Origin of the sequence: Klebsiella sp. CD33, assembly GCF_051992865.1 — a bacterium.
GTDB lineage: Bacteria > Pseudomonadota > Gammaproteobacteria > Enterobacterales > Enterobacteriaceae > Klebsiella > Klebsiella pneumoniae.
In genome coordinates, this window is record NZ_CP197023.1 from 5,090,304 (window position 1) to 5,110,401 (window position 20,098).

Annotated in this window: 15 protein-coding genes and 1 pseudogene; 7 read left to right on the forward strand and 9 right to left on the reverse strand. The window is 57.9% G+C overall.

Annotated features, from left to right (window positions below; genetic code table 11):
• Positions 1-80: 80 nt before the first annotated feature.
• The 3 genes from argH to argC form a co-directional block, all read right to left on the reverse strand.
• Complete coding sequence (gene argH, locus ACR809_RS24890; RefSeq protein WP_004146283.1) at positions 81-1,454, reverse strand: argininosuccinate lyase; 1,374 nt, start codon at positions 1,452-1,454, stop codon at positions 81-83.
• Positions 1,455-1,553: 99 nt separating this feature from the next.
• Entirely contained in the window at positions 1,554-2,330 is a 777-nt protein-coding gene (gene argB, locus ACR809_RS24895) for an acetylglutamate kinase (protein ID WP_015959218.1), read from the reverse strand.
• A 6-nt stretch (positions 2,331-2,336) separates the two neighbouring features.
• The gene (gene argC, locus ACR809_RS24900; protein WP_004181637.1) at positions 2,337-3,341 is read right to left on the reverse strand and encodes an N-acetyl-gamma-glutamyl-phosphate reductase; all 1,005 of its coding nucleotides are present in this window, start codon (positions 3,339-3,341) and stop codon (positions 2,337-2,339) included.
• 113 nt (positions 3,342-3,454) lie between these two features.
• Between argC and argE the strand changes: the two genes are divergently transcribed.
• Both argE and ppc read left to right on the forward strand, forming a co-directional pair.
• Positions 3,455-4,606, forward strand: coding sequence for an acetylornithine deacetylase (argE, locus tag ACR809_RS24905; RefSeq protein ID WP_004177969.1), 1,152 nt, complete (start codon positions 3,455-3,457; stop codon positions 4,604-4,606).
• Positions 4,607-4,864: 258 nt separating this feature from the next.
• On the forward strand, positions 4,865-7,516 hold the full coding sequence (gene ppc / locus ACR809_RS24910; protein WP_004181636.1) for a phosphoenolpyruvate carboxylase: 2,652 nt from the start codon (positions 4,865-4,867) through the stop codon (positions 7,514-7,516).
• Between the two features lie 43 nt (positions 7,517-7,559).
• Here ppc and zinT read toward each other — a convergent pair whose 3' ends face one another.
• Positions 7,560-8,210 carry a metal-binding protein ZinT gene (gene zinT / locus ACR809_RS24915; protein ID WP_004177973.1) on the reverse strand — a complete coding sequence of 217 codons (651 nt, stop codon included), beginning with the start codon at positions 8,208-8,210 and terminating at the stop codon, positions 7,560-7,562.
• 24 nt (positions 8,211-8,234) lie between these two features.
• Between zinT and ACR809_RS24920 the strand changes: the two are divergent.
• From ACR809_RS24920 to gldA, 3 genes and pseudogenes are all read left to right on the forward strand, one after another.
• A pseudogene (locus ACR809_RS24920) lies at positions 8,235-9,220 on the forward strand (helix-turn-helix transcriptional regulator).
• 205 nt (positions 9,221-9,425) lie between these two features.
• Positions 9,426-10,088, forward strand: a complete 663-nt coding sequence (gene fsa / locus ACR809_RS24925) for a fructose-6-phosphate aldolase (RefSeq protein WP_122051630.1) — start codon at positions 9,426-9,428, stop codon at positions 10,086-10,088.
• 54 nt (positions 10,089-10,142) lie between these two features.
• The gene (gene gldA / locus ACR809_RS24930; RefSeq protein ID WP_004146274.1) at positions 10,143-11,246 is read left to right on the forward strand and encodes a bifunctional L-1,2-propanediol dehydrogenase/glycerol dehydrogenase; all 1,104 of its coding nucleotides are present in this window, start codon (positions 10,143-10,145) and stop codon (positions 11,244-11,246) included.
• A 63-nt stretch (positions 11,247-11,309) separates the two neighbouring features.
• Here gldA and ACR809_RS24935 read toward each other — a convergent pair whose 3' ends face one another.
• The 3 genes from ACR809_RS24935 to ACR809_RS24945 all read right to left on the reverse strand — a co-directional run bounded on the left by ACR809_RS24935 (position 11,310) and on the right by ACR809_RS24945 (position 14,359).
• On the reverse strand, positions 11,310-12,191 hold the full coding sequence (locus ACR809_RS24935; RefSeq protein ID WP_004177983.1) for a DMT family transporter: 882 nt from the start codon (positions 12,189-12,191) through the stop codon (positions 11,310-11,312).
• Between the two features lie 143 nt (positions 12,192-12,334).
• Positions 12,335-13,222 carry a methylenetetrahydrofolate reductase gene (gene metF, locus ACR809_RS24940; protein ID WP_002882952.1) on the reverse strand — a complete coding sequence of 296 codons (888 nt, stop codon included), beginning with the start codon at positions 13,220-13,222 and terminating at the stop codon, positions 12,335-12,337.
• 228 nt (positions 13,223-13,450) lie between these two features.
• Positions 13,451-14,359: a LysR family transcriptional regulator gene (locus tag ACR809_RS24945; protein ID WP_020802763.1), complete on the reverse strand. Its 909-nt coding sequence runs from the start codon at positions 14,357-14,359 to the stop codon at positions 13,451-13,453.
• 91 nt (positions 14,360-14,450) lie between these two features.
• Here ACR809_RS24945 and ACR809_RS24950 point away from each other — a divergent pair, with 91 nt between their 5' ends.
• On the forward strand, positions 14,451-14,822 hold the full coding sequence (locus ACR809_RS24950; protein ID WP_122051631.1) for a carboxymuconolactone decarboxylase family protein: 372 nt from the start codon (positions 14,451-14,453) through the stop codon (positions 14,820-14,822).
• Positions 14,823-14,859: 37 nt separating this feature from the next.
• On the opposite strand, the gene ACR809_RS24955 is transcribed toward ACR809_RS24950, so the two are convergent.
• Entirely contained in the window at positions 14,860-16,416 is a 1,557-nt protein-coding gene (locus ACR809_RS24955; protein ID WP_048990881.1) for a bifunctional metallophosphatase/5'-nucleotidase, read from the reverse strand.
• A gap of 138 nt (positions 16,417-16,554) precedes the next feature.
• Between ACR809_RS24955 and ACR809_RS24960 the strand changes: the two genes are divergently transcribed.
• Entirely contained in the window at positions 16,555-17,691 is a 1,137-nt protein-coding gene (locus ACR809_RS24960; RefSeq protein ID WP_020802769.1) for an IS1/IS1595 family N-terminal zinc-binding domain-containing protein, read from the forward strand.
• Here the strand turns inward: ACR809_RS24960 and ACR809_RS24965 are convergent.
• Positions 17,666-20,098, reverse strand: a complete 2,433-nt coding sequence (locus ACR809_RS24965) for a bifunctional aspartate kinase/homoserine dehydrogenase II (RefSeq protein ID WP_020802759.1) — start codon at positions 20,096-20,098, stop codon at positions 17,666-17,668. The genes ACR809_RS24960 and ACR809_RS24965 overlap by 26 nt on opposite strands.

Consider the following 20,098-nt stretch of genomic DNA (forward strand, 5'->3'; position numbering starts at 1 on the left):
CCTTGCGTCCGCTTTTTTTTTGCATAAAAAACCCGGCGTCGCTGGGCTTGGCCGGGTCAGGGAGGGCAGATATCTAAGGATTAGCTTAAACGAGCCTTCGCCTCGTTGATAGCCTGGGCTACCTGCTGCGGCGAGACGCCGCCTTTCGCTGCGCGTTTCTCGAGGCAGGACTGCAGCGACAAGATCGGATACACATCGTCCGCAATCACCGGGCTGAATTTCTGCAGATCGGCCAGGGTCAGCGCTTCCAGCGGTTTCCCTTGCGCAATGGCTTCCACTACCGCTTCACCGACAATATGGTGCGCCTCGCGGAACGGTACGCCTTTCGCCACCAGATAATCCGCCAGCTCAGTGGCGTTGGCATAGCCCTGCTGCGCCGCTTCCGCACAGCGCGGGCGTTTTACCTGAATGCCGTCCAGCACCAGGGCCGCCATATGCAGGCAGTCGAGCCAGGTATCCAGGGCGTCGAAAAGCCCCTCTTTATCTTCCTGCATGTCTTTGTTGTAGGCCAGCGGCAGTCCTTTCAGCGTCATCATCATGCCGGTCAGCGCACCCTGCACGCGGCCGCATTTGCCACGGATAAGCTCCAGGGCGTCCGGGTTTTTCTTCTGCGGCATCAGCGAGGAGCCGGAGGTTACACGGTCGGAAAGCTCGACGAAGTTCGCCTCGCCGGAGTTAAAGAAAATCAAATCTTCCGCAAAGCGCGACAGATGCACCATGCCGATAGCCGCATCGGAAAGCAGCTCCAGCACATGATCGCGATCGGACACGCTGTCGAGGCTGTTGCGGGTGGCGGAGGCAAAGCCCAGCCAGCCGGCCAGCTGCTCGCGGTCGATCTCATACGCCGTCCCCGCCAGCGCGCCGCAGCCCAGCGGGCTGACGTCGAGGCGCTTCAGCGCGTCCTGCAGACGGCTTTCGTCACGCGCCAGCATTTCCACGTAGGCCAGACACCAGTGCGCGAACGTCACCGGCTGGGCGCGCTGCAGGTGGGTGTACCCCGGCATTACCGCGTCCTGATTCTGCTGGGCGGTCTCCACCAGCGCGCTCTGCAGCTGACGGTTCGCCGAGAGCAGTTCGACAACGGTATCTTTGCACCACAGTTTAAGATCGGTGGCGACCTGGTCGTTACGGCTGCGCCCGGTGTGCAGTTTCTTGCCCAGCTGGCCCACTTTATCGATCAGCTTGCCTTCCACCCAGCTGTGAATATCTTCGGCATCGCTGGCGAGGATTTGCTGCGGATTGGCGCGCACCTCTTCCAGCAGCACGTTCAGCGCTTCTTCCAGCTGCTGCTGTTCAGCGGCACTTAGAACGCCGACCGTTACCAGCGCTTTCGACCAGGCGACAGAGCCAACGATATCCTGCTCCGCCAGACGATAGTCGAAGCGCAACGAGTCGTTGAACTGTTTGAACCGTTGATCTGCTGCCTGTGTAAAACGCCCGCCCCAAAGTGCCATAACATGCTTCCTTTATTCGTTAGTTCCGCCGGCGGCATTGTGCCGCCCGGCCTACGGTCTTGTAAGCCCGGCAGACGACGCGCCGCCGGGCATGAAATCTTAAGCCAGAATACGTGTGCCGATCGGCGTGCCGTTAAATAACGCCGGCAGCTGCTCGGCGTGACGCCAGGAGGCGATATCCACCGGACGACCCAGAGCACGTGCGGCGTCAAGGGCCGCATTCACTTTAACAATCATGCCGTCGGTGATAATCCCCTGCTCGATCAGCTGCTCCGCTTTCTCGGCGGTCATCTCGGCAATGCGCTGCCCTTTACCGTCGAGGATACCGCTAACGTCAGACAACAGGATCAGATCCGCCCCCAGGGTGGCCGCCAGCGCTGTCGCCGCCTGGTCAGCGTTGACGTTCATCAGCTGGCCTTCATCGGTCACCCCGATAGAGCTCACCACCGGCAGGTAACCGCCGGCCAACAGGGTGTTGATCAGCGTCGGGGAGCCCGGCTGCGCCAGCCCGACATGGCCCAGCTCAGCATCCAGCTGCGTCACCTTCACGCTATCGCCATCGCCGAGGAACAGGCCTACCGAGGAAATACCATGTTTTTTCGCCCACGCCAGCAGCGTCTTGTTGGCGGTTCCCGCCAGCGCGCCGGTGATGATGTCGATTTGCTCAGCCGGCGTAACGCGCAAGCCATTTTTCTTCTGCACCGGCAGGTTGAGCTGCTTCATCAGCTCATCCACCACGCAGCCGCCGCCGTGGACGATAATCAGCGGACGCTGGTGCGCTTCACGGTAGTTAACCAGCGCGGTAAACAGGCGCTCCAGCGCTTCTTCGCTATCGAGTAATACGCCGCCAAGTTTGATAATTAATGGGTTCATCATCACACCTTAAATAAGAGACTGCGTCTCAGCGAAGCCGAAACGAATATTCGCGCACTGCACCGCCTGCGCTGCGGCGCCTTTCAGCAGGTTATCCTCTGCCGCGACGACGATGAGATGATCGTCCTGCACGGCAAAACCGATATCACAGAATGGCAGGCCTTCGACGCTTTTCAAAGCGGGCACGCCTTTATCATATAAACGTACCAGTGGTTTATCGGCGTAAGCCTGCTGGTAAACCGCCGCGATCTGCGCATGGCCGACGCCCGGCTTCAGGCGGCAGGTGATAGTTTCCAGGATGCCGCGCTTAAAATTACCCAGGTGCGGGGTAAAAATTACCTTTGCCCCGAGGTGGCTGGCAATCTCCGGCTGATGGCGATGGTTAAATATGCCGTACGGCTGCAGGCTAACTTCACAGAAGCTGTTGCCGATCGCGGCCTTACGACCCGCGCCGCTCACCCCGCTGGTAGCGTTGATTACCGGCCACTGGTTGAGATCCAGCAGATTGGCCTCAATCAGCGGCTTCAGCGACAGCTGCGCCGCCGTCGGATAGCAGCCTGGCACTGCGATTAACTGCGCGTCTTTAAGCGCATCCGCGCTCCACTCCGCCAGACCATACACCGCCTGTTTGAGCAGGTCGGGATGCTGATGAGTGAAACCGTAATATTTTTCGTAGAACGCCCCATCGTTAACGCGGAAGGCACCGGAGAGATCGAACACCACGCAGCCAGCGGCAAGAAACTGCGGCGCCAGATCGTGACTCACTTCGTGCGCGGTGGCGAGAAACACCACGTCCACGCCAGCGCTGAATTCGCTGATATCGGACATCGGCTGCAGCGGCATATCGACAATGCCTTTGAGCTGCGGATGCAGGTCGGAAATTAATTTTCCCGCATCATTGCTTTGCGCGGAGACCGTCAAAGCGGTTATGTTCATATGCGGATGACGATTGATATAGGTCACCAGCTCTGCGCCGGCATAACCACTGGCACCCACAATCAGCGTATTTAACATTGGAAGCGCATCTCCTTACATTCGATGGGTTTTCTTACGCTCAACGATATTGTATTTTTATTCACAATAAATGCATGAATATTGATACTATCACGACCCAAGGTGTGTCAACAATGAAAAACAATTTACCGCCCTTTATCGAGATTTACCGCGCGTTGATCGCCACACCGTCCATCAGCGCGACCGAAGAGGCTCTCGATCAAAGCAATGAGTCTTTAATCAATTTGCTGGCAGGCTGGTTCCGCGATCTCGGCTTCAATGTTGAGATACAGCCGGTGCCGGATACGCGCCATAAATTCAACCTGCTGGCCAGCACCGGACACGGCGCCGGCGGCCTGCTGCTCGCCGGGCATACCGATACCGTGCCGTTCGATGATGGCCGCTGGACGCGCGACCCGTTCACCCTCACCGAACACGATAACAAGCTCTACGGCCTCGGCACGGCCGATATGAAAGGCTTCTTCGCCTTTATTCTCGACGCCCTGCGCGATGTCGACGTCACCACGCTGAAAAAGCCGCTGTATATTCTGGCCACTGCCGACGAAGAGACCAGCATGGCCGGCGCGCGCTACTTTGCCGAAACCACCCGGCTGCGCCCGGACTGCGCCATCATCGGCGAGCCCACCTCCCTGCAGCCGATCCGCGCCCACAAAGGCCATATGTCCAACGCGATCCGTATTCAGGGCCAGTCCGGCCACTCCAGCGATCCGGCGCGCGGGGTCAACGCGATTGAGCTGATGCACGACGCCATCGGCCGGATTATGCAGTTGCGCGATCTGCTTAAAGAGCGCTACCACTTCGAGGCGTTTACGGTCCCTTACCCAACCCTCAACCTGGGCGCTATCCATGGCGGCGATGCCTCAAACCGTATCTGCGCCTGCTGTGAACTGCATATGGATATCCGCCCGCTGCCGGGGATGACCCTAAACGATCTTAATGGTCTGTTGGGCGAGGCGCTGGCCCCGGTCAGCGAACGCTGGCCGGGCCGCCTGACGGTCTCTGAGCTGCATCCGCCGATCCCCGGCTACGAGTGCCCGCCGGACCATAAGCTGGTGCAGGTGGTCGAGAAACTGCTTGGCGCGCAGACCGACGTGGTGAATTACTGCACCGAAGCGCCGTTTATCCAGACGCTGTGTCCGACGCTGGTTCTCGGCCCGGGCTCCATCAATCAGGCCCATCAGCCTGACGAGTATCTGGAGACGCGCTTTATCAAGCCGACCCGGGAGCTGATTAGCCAGGTGGTTCATCACTTCTGCTGGCACTAAAATCGCCCTCTTTTTCCGCCCCGTTCTCCCGGGGCGGAACGGTGACGATCGTCACATTTCCATAAGCGATACTTATCCAGCGCTCCCTGAATTAAATTTCGCAAATTACGGCGATTTACTCGTTTGCTGAAGCGATTTCGCAGTAATTGACGTGGGGGTATTTACGTGGCTTTATAAAAGACGGGTTGCTTATCCGTTGCTCACGTTCCAGCGCAGCGGATATAACAAAATAAAATGAGATGGGGTGTCTGGGGTAACATGAACGAACAATATTCCGCATTGCGTAGTAATGTCAGTATGCTCGGCAAGGTGCTGGGCGATACCATCAAGGATGCATTGGGAGAAAATATTCTTGATCGTGTCGAAACTATCCGTAAGTTGTCCAAATCTTCACGCGCCGGCAACGAAGCTAACCGCCAGGAGCTGCTGACCACGCTGCAGAATTTGTCAAACGACGAACTGCTGCCGGTGGCCCGTGCCTTCAGCCAGTTTCTGAATCTGGCCAACACCGCTGAGCAGTACCACAGCATTTCGGCGAATGGCGAAGCGGCCAGCAATCCGGAAGTCATTGCGCGTACCCTGAGAAAGCTCAAAGACCAACCCAATCTCAACGAAGAGACCATCAAACAAGCGGTGGAATCGCTGTCTCTGGAGCTGGTGTTAACCGCCCACCCGACCGAGATCACCCGCCGGACGCTGATCCATAAAATGGTGGAAGTGAACAACTGCCTTAAGCAGTTGGACAACAAAGATATCGCTGACTACGAGCACCATCAGCTAATGCGCCGTCTGCGCCAGCTGATCGCCCAGTCGTGGCATACCGATGAAATTCGTAAGCACCGCCCTTCCCCGGTCGATGAAGCCAAATGGGGCTTCGCGGTGGTGGAAAACAGCCTGTGGGAAGGGGTGCCTAACTATCTGCGCGAGCTGAACGAACAGCTGGAAGCCAACCTTGGCTATCAGCTGCCGGTGGACTTCGTCCCGGTGCGTTTCACCTCGTGGATGGGCGGCGACCGCGACGGCAACCCGAACGTGACTGCCGACATCACCCGCCACGTGCTGCTGCTCAGCCGCTGGAAAGCGACCGACCTGTTCCTCAAAGACGTGCAGGTGCTGATCTCCGAACTGTCGATGGTGGAGTGTACCGACGAGCTGCGCGCCCTGGCTGGCGCCGAGGGCGCTCAGGAACCTTACCGTTATCTGATGAAAAAACTGCGCTCTCAACTGATGGAGACCCAGGCCTGGCTGGAAGCGCGTCTGAAAGGTCAGAAGCTGCCGAAACCGGCGGGACTGATCACTCAGAACGAGCAGCTGTGGGAGCCGCTGTACGCCTGCTATAAATCGCTGCAGGCCTGCGGCATGGGCATTATCGCCAACGGCGAACTGCTCGACACCCTGCGCCGCGTGAAGTCTTTCGGCGTACCGCTGGTGCGTATTGATATTCGTCAGGAAAGCACCCGCCATACCGAAGCGCTGGGTGAAATGACCCGTTACCTCGGGATCGGCGACTACGAAAGCTGGTCGGAAGCCGACAAACAGGCTTTCCTGATCCGCGAACTGAATTCCAAACGTCCGCTGCTGCCGCGCCAGTGGGAGCCAAGCGAAGAGACGCGTGAAGTTCTCGACACCTGCAAGGTGATCGCCGAGGCGCCGCGCGGATCGATCGCCGCCTACGTGATCTCGATGGCGAAAACGCCGTCCGATGTGCTGGCGGTTCATCTCCTGCTGAAAGAAGCCGGGATTGGCTTTGCTCTGCCGGTGGCCCCGCTGTTCGAAACGCTGGATGACCTCAACAACGCCAACGACGTCATGACCCAGCTGCTGAATATCGACTGGTACCGCGGCTTTATCCAGGGCAAGCAGATGGTCATGATCGGCTACTCTGACTCCGCTAAAGATGCCGGCGTGATGGCCGCCTCCTGGGCGCAGTACCAGGCGCAGGACGCGCTGATCAAAACCTGCGAAAAAGCCGGTATTGAACTGACGCTGTTCCACGGTCGCGGCGGCTCTATCGGCCGCGGCGGCGCGCCGGCCCACGCCGCGCTGCTCTCGCAGCCGCCGGGAAGCCTGAAAGGCGGCCTGCGCGTTACCGAGCAAGGCGAGATGATCCGCTTTAAGTACGGCCTGCCGGAAGTCACCATCAGCAGCCTGTCGCTGTATACCAGCGCCATTCTGGAAGCCAACCTGCTGCCGCCGCCGGAGCCGAAAGCAGAATGGCGCGACATCATGGCCGAGCTGTCCGACGTGTCGTGCAAGATGTATCGCGGCTACGTGCGTGAAAACAAAGATTTCGTCCCTTACTTCCGCTCTGCGACCCCGGAGCAGGAGCTGGGCAAACTGCCGCTGGGTTCGCGTCCGGCAAAACGTCGTCCAACCGGCGGCGTCGAGTCGCTGCGCGCCATTCCGTGGATCTTCGCCTGGACCCAGAACCGCCTGATGCTGCCGGCCTGGCTGGGCGCTGGCGCTGCGCTGCAGAAGGTGGTCGAAGGTGGAAAACAGAGTGAACTGGAAGCCATGTGTCGCGACTGGCCGTTCTTCTCTACCCGCCTCGGCATGCTGGAGATGGTTTACTCGAAGGCCGACCTGTGGCTGGCGGAGTACTACGATCAGCGCCTGGTGAAGCCGGAGCTGTGGGCGCTGGGTTCCGAGCTGCGCAAGCTGCTGGCTGCCGATATCAACGTCGTGCTGGCCATCGCCAACGACTCCCATCTGATGGCCGACCTGCCGTGGATCGCCGAGTCTATCCAGCTGCGTAATATCTATACCGACCCGCTGAACGTCCTGCAGGCGGAACTGCTGCACCGTTCACGCCAGGCTGAAGAAGAGGGCAAGGACCCGGATCCGCGCGTTGAACAAGCGCTGATGGTCACCATCGCCGGCGTCGCCGCCGGTATGCGTAACACCGGTTAATCTATCTCTCCCCGGCCGCCCGGCCGGGGGTTTTCCGCCCGTTCTAGTGGTGCAGCATCTCATCAACGATCTGTTCTTTATGCAGCGCATACGGATAATAGGTCGGCCAGTTATCCATCTCTTTCAGCAACGCCTCCTGTGATTCATTGCCCATGAAAATATGGAAATGCTGTGATTTACGCGGGCCAATGATATGGTCGCTGAATTGCACAAATTTCGGCGCCTTGGCATCGCCCTGCTGGCACTCGAACAGATAACGCACGCCCTTCTTACCGGAGGCGTAATGCAGAATTTTATAGCCTGAATAGCGGTATTTACAGCTATTGACGGTCTGGCCAACGTGGAACTCAATCACGTCATCTTCAATGCCAATCTGCTCCACATCGGTGGCGTAGCCCTTCTTATAATAGGCGCGATACTCCTCCACGCTCTTGCCGCCGGGCTTTTTCGCCTTCTGCTCCAGCACCGGATCGAGATCGCCGTTGAGCAGATACGGGTTCACCGACTGCCAGACGCCTTCCCAGTCGCTCAGCGCGCGGTCCTGCACATCTTTATCCGCAAAAATGCCTTCGCTGGCCTGACGCTCCACTTCGGTTAACGCCGGGCCATGGCTATGGTTGCCGTGGGCGAACGCCTGGGCGCTGGCTAAAGCCATGCCGAATCCTAAGGCCAGCAGGGGGATCTTTCTGGTCATTACTCTCTCCTGAGTTTGCTATCAATGGCGAAAAATTGTTACGATATAACATATCTTATCTGAGAGGCAAGAGCGACAGGCAGCGCTTTTACCGCTGGAATAATGTCCGGTATGATGAAAAGGGTGATGCGCTGAACGGAAGAATGATGGACAACGATATCAATCAGCTTATTGATGCATTGCTAAAAAAGCAGACCAGCCTCGGCCGGGTTTATTTCGCCGGCGAGACGCGCTCGCCTGCTGAGCCGGTGGTGCAGGTGGATTTTCCCCGTCTGAATATTCTCCTTGATGGGCAGTTGCCCGACCAGGCCCTCGGCGATAACACCCCGCTCCTTGAGGCCCATGACGTGCTCTATATCCCTGGCGATAGCTGGAACTGCCCGCAGTGGCAAGCGCCTTGCCTGCTGTTAAGCATCCTGTTCGCTAAGCAGCAGCTGGAGTGCTCGCTGCAGCACTGGAATGGCAAGGCGATAACTGTTGTCGACAAGCGGCAGGCGCTGCGCCGCGGGCCGCGCGTCGGATCATTTCTGCTGCAGGCGCTCAATGAACTCCGGATGCAACCGCAGGAGCAGCAAACCGCCCGCAGCATCGTCGTCAGCCTGCTCAGCCACTGCCATGATCTTCTCGGCAGCCAGGCGCAAACCTCCTCGCGCAGCCAGGCGTTGTTTGAAGCGATCCGCCAATATATGGACATCCATTATGCGGAACCGCTGAGCCGGGAATCGGTGGCCCAGGCGTTCTACCTCTCTCCCAACTATCTTTCCCATCTGTTCCAGAAATGTGGGCCAATGGGCTTCAATGAATATCTAAACCATATTCGTCTCGAACAGGCCCGTATGCTGCTGAAGGGCCACGATATGAAAGTGAAAGACATCGCCCACGCCTGCGGCTTCGCCGACAGCAACTACTTCTGCCGCCTGTTCCGCAAAACTACGGAACGCTCGCCGTCTGAATACCGCCGCCAGTACCATAGCCAGCTGACGGAAAAAGCATCCCCGGTAAAAAACTAGATTTTTGTGTGTTAAACCTGACTTTTTTGCGCGCTATAGTAACCTTCCATCCCAGCCAGCGCCGATAAATGTGATCTAAATCATCCTTAATCACGATGCGTACATTTATCCAGTTTTTGGCAAATTTGTCATCTGGCTATCCTTCGAACGAAAGCCGTATGCTTACCTCAACGACAGCACCGAATTAAGCATTGAGGAAAACACAATGGAACTCTATCTGGATACCGCCAACGTCGCCGAAGTGGAACGCCTGGCCCGCATCTACCCGCTGGCCGGGGTAACCACCAACCCGAGCATTATCGCCGCCGGTAAAGTCCCGGTCTGGGATGTGCTGCCGCGCCTGCAAAAAGCCGTCGGTCCGGAGGGCACCCTCTTCGCGCAGACCATGAGCCGCGACGCGCAGGGCATGGTGGAAGAGGCCAAACGTCTGAGCAATGCCGTGCCGGGCATTGTGGTCAAAATCCCGGTCACCGCCGAAGGGCTCGCCGCTATCAAACTGCTGAAGAAAGAAGGCATCCCGACCCTTGGCACCGCCGTCTACAGCGCTTCGCAAGGCCTGCTGGCCGCGCTGGCCGGCGCAAAGTACGTCGCGCCTTACGTTAACCGCGTCGACGCCCAGGGCGGGGACGGCATCCGCATGGTGCAGGAGCTGCAATCCCTGCTGGAAATGCATGCGCTCGAGAGCAAAGTTCTGGCGGCAAGCTTCAAAACGCCACGCCAGGCGCTGGATTGTCTGCTGGCTGGCTGCGAAGCAATCACCCTTCCACTAGATGTAGCGCAACAAATGCTCGGCACCCCTGCGGTAGAGTCAGCCATAGAGAAGTTTGAACAAGACTGGAATAACGCCTTTGGCACGCTGAATCTGTAACCGGATCCGCGAGCCGCCTGCGGGCGGCGTCACGGTCATCGAGGAGGAATCGAAATGGATCGCATTATTCAATCACCAGGCAAATATATCCAGGGCGCAGGCGCCATCAAGCGCCTCGGCGACTATCTGAAACCGCTGGCCGAGCGCTGGCTGGTGGTCGGTGATAAGTTCGTCCTGGGGTTTGCGGAAGAGATGCTGCGTAAAAGCCTGGCCGACGCTGGCCTGGCGGCCGAAATCGCGCCGTTTGGCGGTGAGTGTTCGCATAATGAAATCAACCGCCTACGCGATATCGCCGGCAACGCGAAGTGCACCGCCGTGCTGGGGATCGGCGGTGGCAAAACCCTGGATACCGCGAAAGCGCTGGCCCACTTTATGAATGTGCCGGTGGCGATCGCCCCCACCATCGCCTCCACCGATGCGCCGTGCAGCGCGCTGTCGGTGATATACACCGACGAAGGGGAATTCGACAGCTACCTGATGCTGCCGCGCAACCCCAACATGGTCATTGTCGATACGCAGATCGTTGCCGGCGCGCCGGCCCGCCTGCTGGCCGCCGGGATTGGCGATGCGCTGGCTACCTGGTTCGAAGCCCGCGCCTGCTCCCGTAGCGGCGCCACCACCATGGCGGGCGGGAAGTGCACCCAGGCGGCGCTGGCGCTGGCCGAGCTATGCTACAACACCTTACTCGAAGAGGGTGAAAAAGCGATGCTGGCCGCCGAACAGCACGTGGTCACCCCGGCGCTGGAGCGGGTGGTGGAAGCCAACACCTATCTGAGCGGCGTGGGTTTCGAAAGCGGTGGTCTCGCGGCGGCGCACGCGATTCATAACGGCATGACGGCCATCCCTGACGCCCATCACTATTATCACGGGGAAAAAGTGGCGTTCGGAACCCTGACGCAGCTGGTGCTGGAAAATGCGCCGGTGGACGAAATAGAGACCGTCGCCGCGCTGTGCCACAGCGTTGGGCTGCCGATCACCCTGGCGCAGCTGGATATCAAAGGTGATATCCCGACCAAAATGCGTCTGGTGGCGGAAGCCGCCTGCGCTGAAGGCGAAACCATTCACAATATGCCGGGCGGCGTTGATTCCGACCAGGTCTACGCCGCGCTGCTGGTGGCCGACCAGTATGGTCAGCGCTTCCTGCAGGAATGGGAATAAACCAGAGCAAAACACCCGGCGTCAGCCGGGTGTTTTTTATGCATCTCTGCAGGCCGGAGCAGGCTATGCCCCTCGTCTCTTGATACTGATCATCGCCAACGCCAGTACTATCAACGCAATGCCACAACCTTCCACCTTTCCTGGATTTTCATGTAGTAGCCACCAGGAAAATAGCACGCCACAGACCGGTACGGCCAGCGTACTCAGACCGGCTATACTTGCCGGTAAATTACGCAGTACAAAAAGCCACAGACTCCAGGCCAGCGCCGTTGCAAGGATTGCGCTGTAAGCCAGGGCCCAGAAAACGTCGGGCTGCCAGTCTACCGCCCGTTGCGGGACGAGCCAGGCCACTACGCTCATTACTACGGCGGCATATAGCATCTGCCATGTCGTTAGCGCCAGCAAATCAACCTGCGGATACCGGGTATACATACGCTTCGCGACGATCGCACCTGCCCCCCAGCTCACGCCGGAGAGGATCGCCAGCAAGGCGCTTTTCAGGGAAGTAAAGTCGAGTTGCCAAGGCTGAAGTACGAGTATCAGGCCCACGCATGCCACCCCGATGGCGATATACTGCCATCGCCGCATGCGCTCACCTAAGAATAACGCGGCCATCACCACTACCCAGAATGGCATGGTATAACTCAGGATCGCCACTTTACCGGCGCCACCGCTCATTAGCGCCCACTGTGCCAGACCGACCATGCCACAGGTTTGCAATAACGCGATCGCCAGGGTGTAGCCGAAAGGCGTCGGCTTGAGCGCTTTACCGCGGATCAACATCACTATCCATAGCACCACGGCGCCAAAAATACAGCGCAGCGCCGTGAAGTCAAAAGCGCCGATATAGCTCGTCACTTGCTTCATCGCGATCCAGCTAAAGCTCCAGATCAGCGTTAATAACGCCAAACCGCCAAACGCCAGTGGATCGCTCTTCCTTGCCATTGCATAACCCATCCCTGTCAATTATCAGGCTGGCACTATACGCGCTTTATCTTCTGCTCTCCCCTGACCTGTATCAGCGTTTTGGGCAAAAAAAAGCGATGGCGAATACCGGCTTCGCCATCGCACTAAACGTTAATGAAAACTCAGGCCGGGCGTACGCCCAGCGTATGGCAGATGGCGTAGCTCATCTCGGCGCGGTTCAGGGTGTAGAAGTGGAAATCCTTGACCCCTTCCCGGCTTAAGATCTTCACCATGTCCATGGCGATATTCGCCCCCACCAGTTGACGGGTTTCGGCGTCGTTATCCAGCCCTTCGAACATTTTTGACATCCACACCGGGATACGGACGTTGGTCATATCCGCAAACTTTTTCGCCTGTTTAAAGTTGGAAACCGGCAGGATACCGGGAATGATTTCCACGTCGATGCCTGCCGAGACGCAGCGATCGCGAAAACGCAGGTAGCTTTCCACATCGAAGAAGAACTGGGTGATCGCGCGGTTGGCCCCTGCTTCTACTTTGCGTTTCAGGTTCAGTAAATCCGCCTGCGCGCTTTTCGCCTCCGGATGCACTTCCGGATACGCGGCGACAGAGATATCAAAATCGCCTACCTCTTTCAGCAACGTCACCAGATCGGCGGCGTACATATCCGGTTTACCGCTGCCCGGCGGCAGGTCGCCGCGCAGGGCGACGATATGGCGGATACCGTTGTTCCAGTAATCCTGAGCGATAGTGCGCAACTCATCGCGGCTGGCATCGATACAGGTCAGGTGCGGCGCTGCTTCCAGACCGGTTCGCTCTTTAATGCCTTTGATGATGCTGTGGGTGCGATCGCGCTCGCCAGAGTTCGCGCCATAGGTTACCGAAACAAACTTCGGTTTCAGACTGCTCAGGCGATCGATGGATTTCCACAGGGTTTGCTCCATTTCACTGGTGCGCGGCGGAAAGAATTCAAAAGACACATTAATCTGGCCCTGGACTTCCGCCAGGCTCTGATTCAGGGCTTCCCGCTGATTGGCGTGAAAAAAGCTCATACCTTACCTCATCAATCGCATGTAATGGCTGTTATATTGCGAACTTCTATACGTTTAGACGTCCAGATGTAAAAATGACGGAAAAGCGCGCGGGCGTCAATAGAAAAATCTGCGTAAAGAGTGAGGAATAGGTCACCTACATGAAAAAAGTTCATCTTCCGATCACCTGGCCACGCACAGGAAGCGGCTCGGTGGGCAATATAAGGTGGCTCGCGAGTCAGCCTGAGACTAGCCAGTCGCCAGAATGCCATCCAGCAGAGAAAGCCATTGCTGCACGGACTCTGCCTGGTGAGGCGGATAAATCACCCCAAGGCTTAACGGCATCGCGTCGCCCTCAGCCACCGGGCAGAACGCCACCCCCTGACGCTGAATCGCGGAAAAGGACGCCGGCAGCAGGATCATGCCTTCCCCGCGCGCAATACGCGCCAGCAGCACATCATGCTCGGCCGGCTCTTCCACATACGTCGGGGCATAGCCAGCCCGGTCGAAAATGCGGCGCGTGTAGTCAAAGAAACCAGGATTACGCTCGCGTTTAAACCAGAACAGCGGCCGATGATTGAGCGCGCTTAACGTCAGCCCTGGCCTGGCGGCTTCCGGCCAGGAGGCAGGTAATGCCGCCATGAGCGGCTCATGATACGGCAATGGGTGCAGGTGCAGCCCTTCAGTATTGAGCGGCAACGCGACCAGCGCCGCATCGAGTTTGCCTTTGCGTACCTGCTGAACCAGCGCCGGTGAGGCGTGGCGGGTGATATGCAACGCGCGGGTATGTTCGCTCAGCGCAGCCTCAACGGCGGCGAAAATGCCCTGTTCGAAGGCCGTCGTCACGCCCAGACGTAGAGCCTGCGGCGAGTGGGCGGCGAGCTCACTCAATGCCGCCAGCGTGCGTTCCTGGAGCACCAGCAGAGGTTGAATCATCTCCAGCACCTCTCTACCCGCGTCGGTCAGGATCAGGCCTTTGCTATGGCGCTGAAACAGTGTCACCCCCAGCTGCGCTTCCAGATGGCGGATATGGCGGGTCAGCGGCGGCTGCGAGATAAATAACCGCTGCGCCGCCCGGCTGATGTTATTTTCCTCCGCTACCACGGCAAAGGCGCGCAGCAGGCGAATATCCAGAGAATGTAATCTTGAAGTTGTCATACTGAAAAGGTATCACGAAAAGGGTATTACTCAAGTCCGGCACACTTCCCTACCCTTCCTCTTAACGCACCATCACAGAGAGGAAAAAACGATGTCCAGCGAACGTTACATCATCGGTCAGGAAATGCTTCAGCGGGTGGATGGTAAGGGCGGGGAAGCCGTCGTCGACAGCCTGCGGGATATCGCCCCCGATTTCGCCCGCTATCTGATTGAGTTCCCCTTCGGCGATATTTACGCCAGGCCAGGGCTCGATTTACGCAGCCGGGAAATCGCCACCATCGCCGCGCTCACGGCGTTGGGTAACGCCGAGCCACAGCTGAAAGTACACATTGCCGCGGGATTAAACGTCGGCCTGACGCAAGAGGAGATTACGGAAGCGATCATGCAGATGGCAGTCTATGCCGGATTCCCGGCGGCCCTCAACGGCCTGTTTGCCGCCAGGGCGGTATTTGCGGCCCGCTGATCGCTTAAGGCCGGGCTGACTGCCCGGCCTTAAAAACTTATTTCTTCACATCGACAACGCGCTGCCCGTTAAGCTGCTCATCCGTTATCTTTTGCCCGGCTTTGAAATAGTCTACGACCGCATTTGAAACGTAATAGCCGCCGGAGGTATTACGCGCCTGCCCCTCGGTAAACGCGACAAAACCATCGCCGCCATCTGCAAGGAAGCTGTTGGTGACAATATGGTAAACCGTCGTATCGTCAATCGGTTTACCGTTTAGCCTGAATAACACAACGCGCTGGCCCACAGGTTTGCTGCTGTCATACTTCATTTCCAGTCCCCGGGAGACCTGCAGCACGCCGTTGCTCAACCCGGCGCCATGCTCCATCAGGCTACGCAACTGCTTCCCGGTTAGATCCATGGTGACCAGCTCGTTGGGAAACGGGAAGGTGCTGATAACGGCGCCCATGCTCACCGCCCCGGCGGGGATCTCATTCCGGATCCCGCCCGAGTTGGTTAACGCCATCTGCGTACTCCTACCTGCTGCCAGCAGCAAGGCGTCAGCGGCAAGATTGCCCAGCGGCGAAGAGACGCCATAAGCGCGGGTCAGTTCGACTGGTGATTGCGTGACAACCTGCTGCACCAGTTGATCAAGTTGCTTATTCCAGCCGTCGATGACCTGTTTTGTCTGCGGATCAGGCTTCCACTCATCGGCATAAAGCGTCTTCAGCTCAAAGTGCTTCACCGTGAATTGGTGCGGTTTCTCCTGATAATCCAGCACCAGTTTACCCACATCGATGCCGCCGCTATCGGTAGAAAGAATCAACGTATTACCCACTTTAATGGGCTCCGGTGTGCCAACGTGAGCATGGCCGGTAATTAAAACGTCCAGACCTTTCACCTGACCCGCAGTCTGAATATCTTTATCCAGCGCACGACGCACATCGGTTCCCCCCTGGCTCGACTGACGCGCCGGGACGCCTTCATGGATCAGGGCCACGGTCAGATCCACTTTACCGTTAAGTTCATCGATATAATGCTGTAGCCATTTCACCTCATCGCGCGCTTCGATACCCACTCGCGTCGCGGCAGAAACGGTGTCATTAAAAGCAAACACGCCGTGCAGGCCAATCACGCCAATTTTCACGCCATCTTTTTCGATAATGGTATAGGGCTTATCCCAGAACGATTTATCGCTGTTCTGATAAAAAATATTGCCCTGAACAATCGGGAATGTCGCCTGGCTAAGCTGAAGCAGCGTATTATCCCAGCCGTGATCGAACTCATGATTACCGATAGTCACCGCATCGTAGGACATCGTATTCATAATATCGATTATCGCTTTGCCCTTCGTCAGGCTACTGATGTAAGGCCCGGTAAAATAATCCCCGGCATCAAAAAACCAGGTCGCGTTATTTTTCGCTTTTTCCTGTTTCACCATCGTCGTGATATTCGCCCAACCACCAATATCTCGTTTACCATCCGCTATCCATGGCACTTTATAAGGTTCGACATGGGCATGAAGATCGTTGGTATAAATTATGGTGACATCTTTGGCGCAGGCCCAGAAAGGCAAAGTCAACAGAAGTGCTGCGCTCATTGTTTTTAGTTTCATCGGAGTTCCTTTCAGAGTGATAAAGAACCGCTAAGTTACGTTCTGAAAGACTTTTTTATGTGAGAGCATTCACAGTTGTATGCAACCTGAGCAGGACAAAATTAACGACCTGTAAAAATCGTTGGTATTGACCTGCCAGTGGATACTCTCTTTACCATTAATGCCTGTAAAACTTTTGGCTGCCGCAATTTAGGTTTACCGTCTGCGGCTGAGTATCATTTCCCGAATTTTCGGCTGGGCTACCCGGCGCTCTACTGCGCAGCCTGCGGCAGCTATCCCCCCCTGTTTAACGAACGGGAATTCCGCCCCTGGCTGGCGGCTTATCTGACGGATCATGCCCGCCGCTACGGCTATTTTTGCCCGGTATGCTATCAGCGGGATATTATTCGCTACGGCCGCAATCCGCAGGGTACGCAACGCCTTCAGTGCCGCCACTGTAAAAAGGTCTGGACGCCAAAATTCCCACACATCGTCCCAATTGAAGCCCCACGACGTATTTGCAGCGTACCGTTGATAGCGCCATTCCAAGGTAATGCCGCCGGGCAAAAGCTCTATTTTTTATTAAGCTTTGATGCCGTGCGCGGTAATGTTATTCATCTTACCTCTAATTTCACTCCTTTCGCGGTAGGCGAATCATTACGCTATCACTGGCGCGGCGGACAAGCCGACAGGGAGGAGACTAACGATATTATTCAACGTATTTCTCTCACTGAAATGCGCTTTTTACAACGCAGTCAGTTCGATGAAATCCAGTACGGCAGCGCAATGCAAAAGCGCCATGCCCGCGGCAATATATTGCGCCCGGTTATCGCCGCGCACGGTCATTTCAAACTGCTCAGCCAGCGGTTTCCAGAGGTGAAAACGCACGTTATTGCGCATGAATGCTTTTTACGCGGCGCGGCGATCGTTGCCTGGGCGCCGCTTTTTCGTCAGCGGCAAGGCGATCTATGGTATGTGGAAGAAGAGATAAGGAACCCAGCCAGCCCGGCTCCGTGGCAGCTACAGGGGAAAACCCATCATGGCTGGTGGCAAAATTCATGGCAGCGTTGGACGCAGGAAGAGAATCAGAAAATGGTCTGCCGGCTTGCCGGCACTGCAGAAGAGAACGCCTTTCTACCAGACCTTGCGGCCAGCCGACGGTTTACAATATGGCTGAAAAACAGACCCGCGTTTGCGCAGAGCGCCCTGTATTCCGCAGGGCGCGTAACGCAAATAGTGGCCTCACTGGTTCAAGAGTATAACGCGACGCTTACAGCAGCTGCGCCAGGCGGTTAATATCCGACTGGATCGCCCCGGCGGTCACATCACGCCCGGCGCCGGGCCCGCGGATCACCAGCGGGTTATCGCGATACCAGCGGCTTTCGATGGCAAACACGTTATCGCACGGCAGCAGCGCCGCCAGCGGGTGCTCTTCGCGTACCGCTTCCACACCGACGCGTGCTTTGCCGTTGGCATCAAAGCGCGCCACGTAGCGGAGCACCAGTCCCATCTCGCGGGCCGCTTCCAGACGCTGCAGCATCTGCTCGTTCAGCTCTTCGCCATTCTCAAAGAAGTGATCGACCGACCCCTCTTCACAGTGCGCCGGCACCAGTGATTCCACACGCACCTGATCCGGTTCGATGTCATAGCCCGCTTCCCGCGCGAGGATCACCAGCTTACGCATCACATCCTTACCGGACAGATCGACGCGCGGATCCGGCTCGGTCAGCCCCTGCTGCCACGCCTGATCCACCAGGTCGGTGAACGGCACGGTGCCATCGAACTGCAGGAACAGCCAGGAGAGCGTTCCCGAGAAGATACCGCTCAGGCCGAGAATAGTATCGCCGCTGTCGATCAGGTCGCGCACCGTATGGTTCACCGGCAAGCCGGCGCCCACGGTGGCGTTATATAGCCAGTGGCGCCCCGTCTTCTCAAACGCGTCGTGGATCTGACGATATTTATTACTGCTGCTGGCGCCCGCCAGCTTGTTGGCGCTAATGACGTGGAAGCCATGGCTGGCGAAATCAAGATACTGGTCGGCCAGCTGTTCGCTGGCGGTGACGTCCAGCACCACTAAATCATCATACGGGTGCGCGCGCATCCACAGGAACAGCGACTCTTCATCCTGCTCCACCGCTTCATCGTTGAAGAAAGCCAGCGCCCGGCTGGCATCCAGCCCGTCGTAATTCAGCAGGCTGCGTTTACTGTCGACTACGCCGGCGAGAATAAACTCGAAACCAGTACGCGCCGAGAGCGTAGTTTGTTCACGGGCGAAAAGCTCCAGCCAGCGGGAACCAATGTTCCCTTTGCCGAACAGCATCAGGCCAATACGCTTTTCGGCGCGAAACAAGGACTGATGCAGCCCCTGGATCAGGCTTTCCGTCGGCCCGGCGCGTAGCACCGCCACCAGGCTGATCCCCTCTTCAGACTGCCAGGTGAACTCCACCGGCTGCCCTTTGAGCTGCTGCCAGAAACGGTGGCAGTGCAGCGGGTTACGGGTGACTCCCGCGCCCACCATCGCCACCAGCGCCAGCTTCTGACGCAGACGCAGCTCGCCCGGCAGACCGGCTTCATCGAGCAATTTCAGCGCGCTGTCGGCCACCTCGGAGGTATAGCAGAACTGCAGCAGCTTACGGTCGGCATGGACGCCAACGGCTAACGGGCGCAGCTGGGCGCGTTTGAGCAGAGCGTCCAGCTCTTTATGCGCCAGTTTGAAATCGTGACCGGCCGGCACCTGGAACTCCACCAGGCAGACGTCGTCATGGCTGGTGACAATCCGTGCGCCGGTACCGGAGGCCAGCACGCGCTCAATGCGCGTGGAACCCTGTTCCGGCGTGTAGCTGCAGCGTAACTGCAGATCGATATCACTGGCGGAAACCGGCTGTAGCGTGCGGGCATGGAGCACCGGCGCGGCCAGGCGCGCCAGCTCGCTGGCTTCGTCCAGACGCAGCAGCGGCAGCAGGCAGGCGTCTTTCACCTTGCGCGGATCCGCGCTGTACACCCCGGCAACGTCGCTCCAGATAGTGACCCGGGAGGCGCCCGCCAGCGCGCCGATCTGGGTGGCAGAGTAGTCAGACCCGTTACGGCCCAGCAGGACGGTTTCGCCGGCCTGGTTGCGGGAGATAAAGCCGGTCACCACCAGACGTTTGTTAGGATGCTGCGCCATCAGCTGCTGCAGCAGCGGATAGGATAATCCTTCATCCACCTGCGGCTGCGCGGCGCGTTCCGCGCGCAGGAACGCGCGCGCGTCCAGCCAGGCGGCTTCCATACCCAGCTGATTGAGGACCGCCGCCATCAGGCGCGCGGACCACACTTCCCCATGGCCGACCACTTCCGCATAGACCGCTTCGGAAACCCCGCCGTCCAGCAGACCAGCCAGACGCTCAAGGTCGTGGATAAAGGCGGCTATCAACGTATCCGCCGCCGCAGGCTCCAGCAGACCGCCAATCAGCTCGGTGTGATAGCGGCGAAGCGACTGCTGAACCTGATGCGCAGCAAGGCGATCGCTCTGGCTAAGCTTAAGCCAGCTGATCAGCTGGTTGGTGGTGCTGCCAGCGGCGGAGACGACCATCATATCCCCCGCCTGCGAATACTCCTTCATGATCCCCGCGACGCGCAGGTAACATTTCGCATCCGCTAAACTACTCCCACCAAATTTGTGCAGCTGACGACCCTTCGCCCCTGCCTGCGCAATCACACTCAT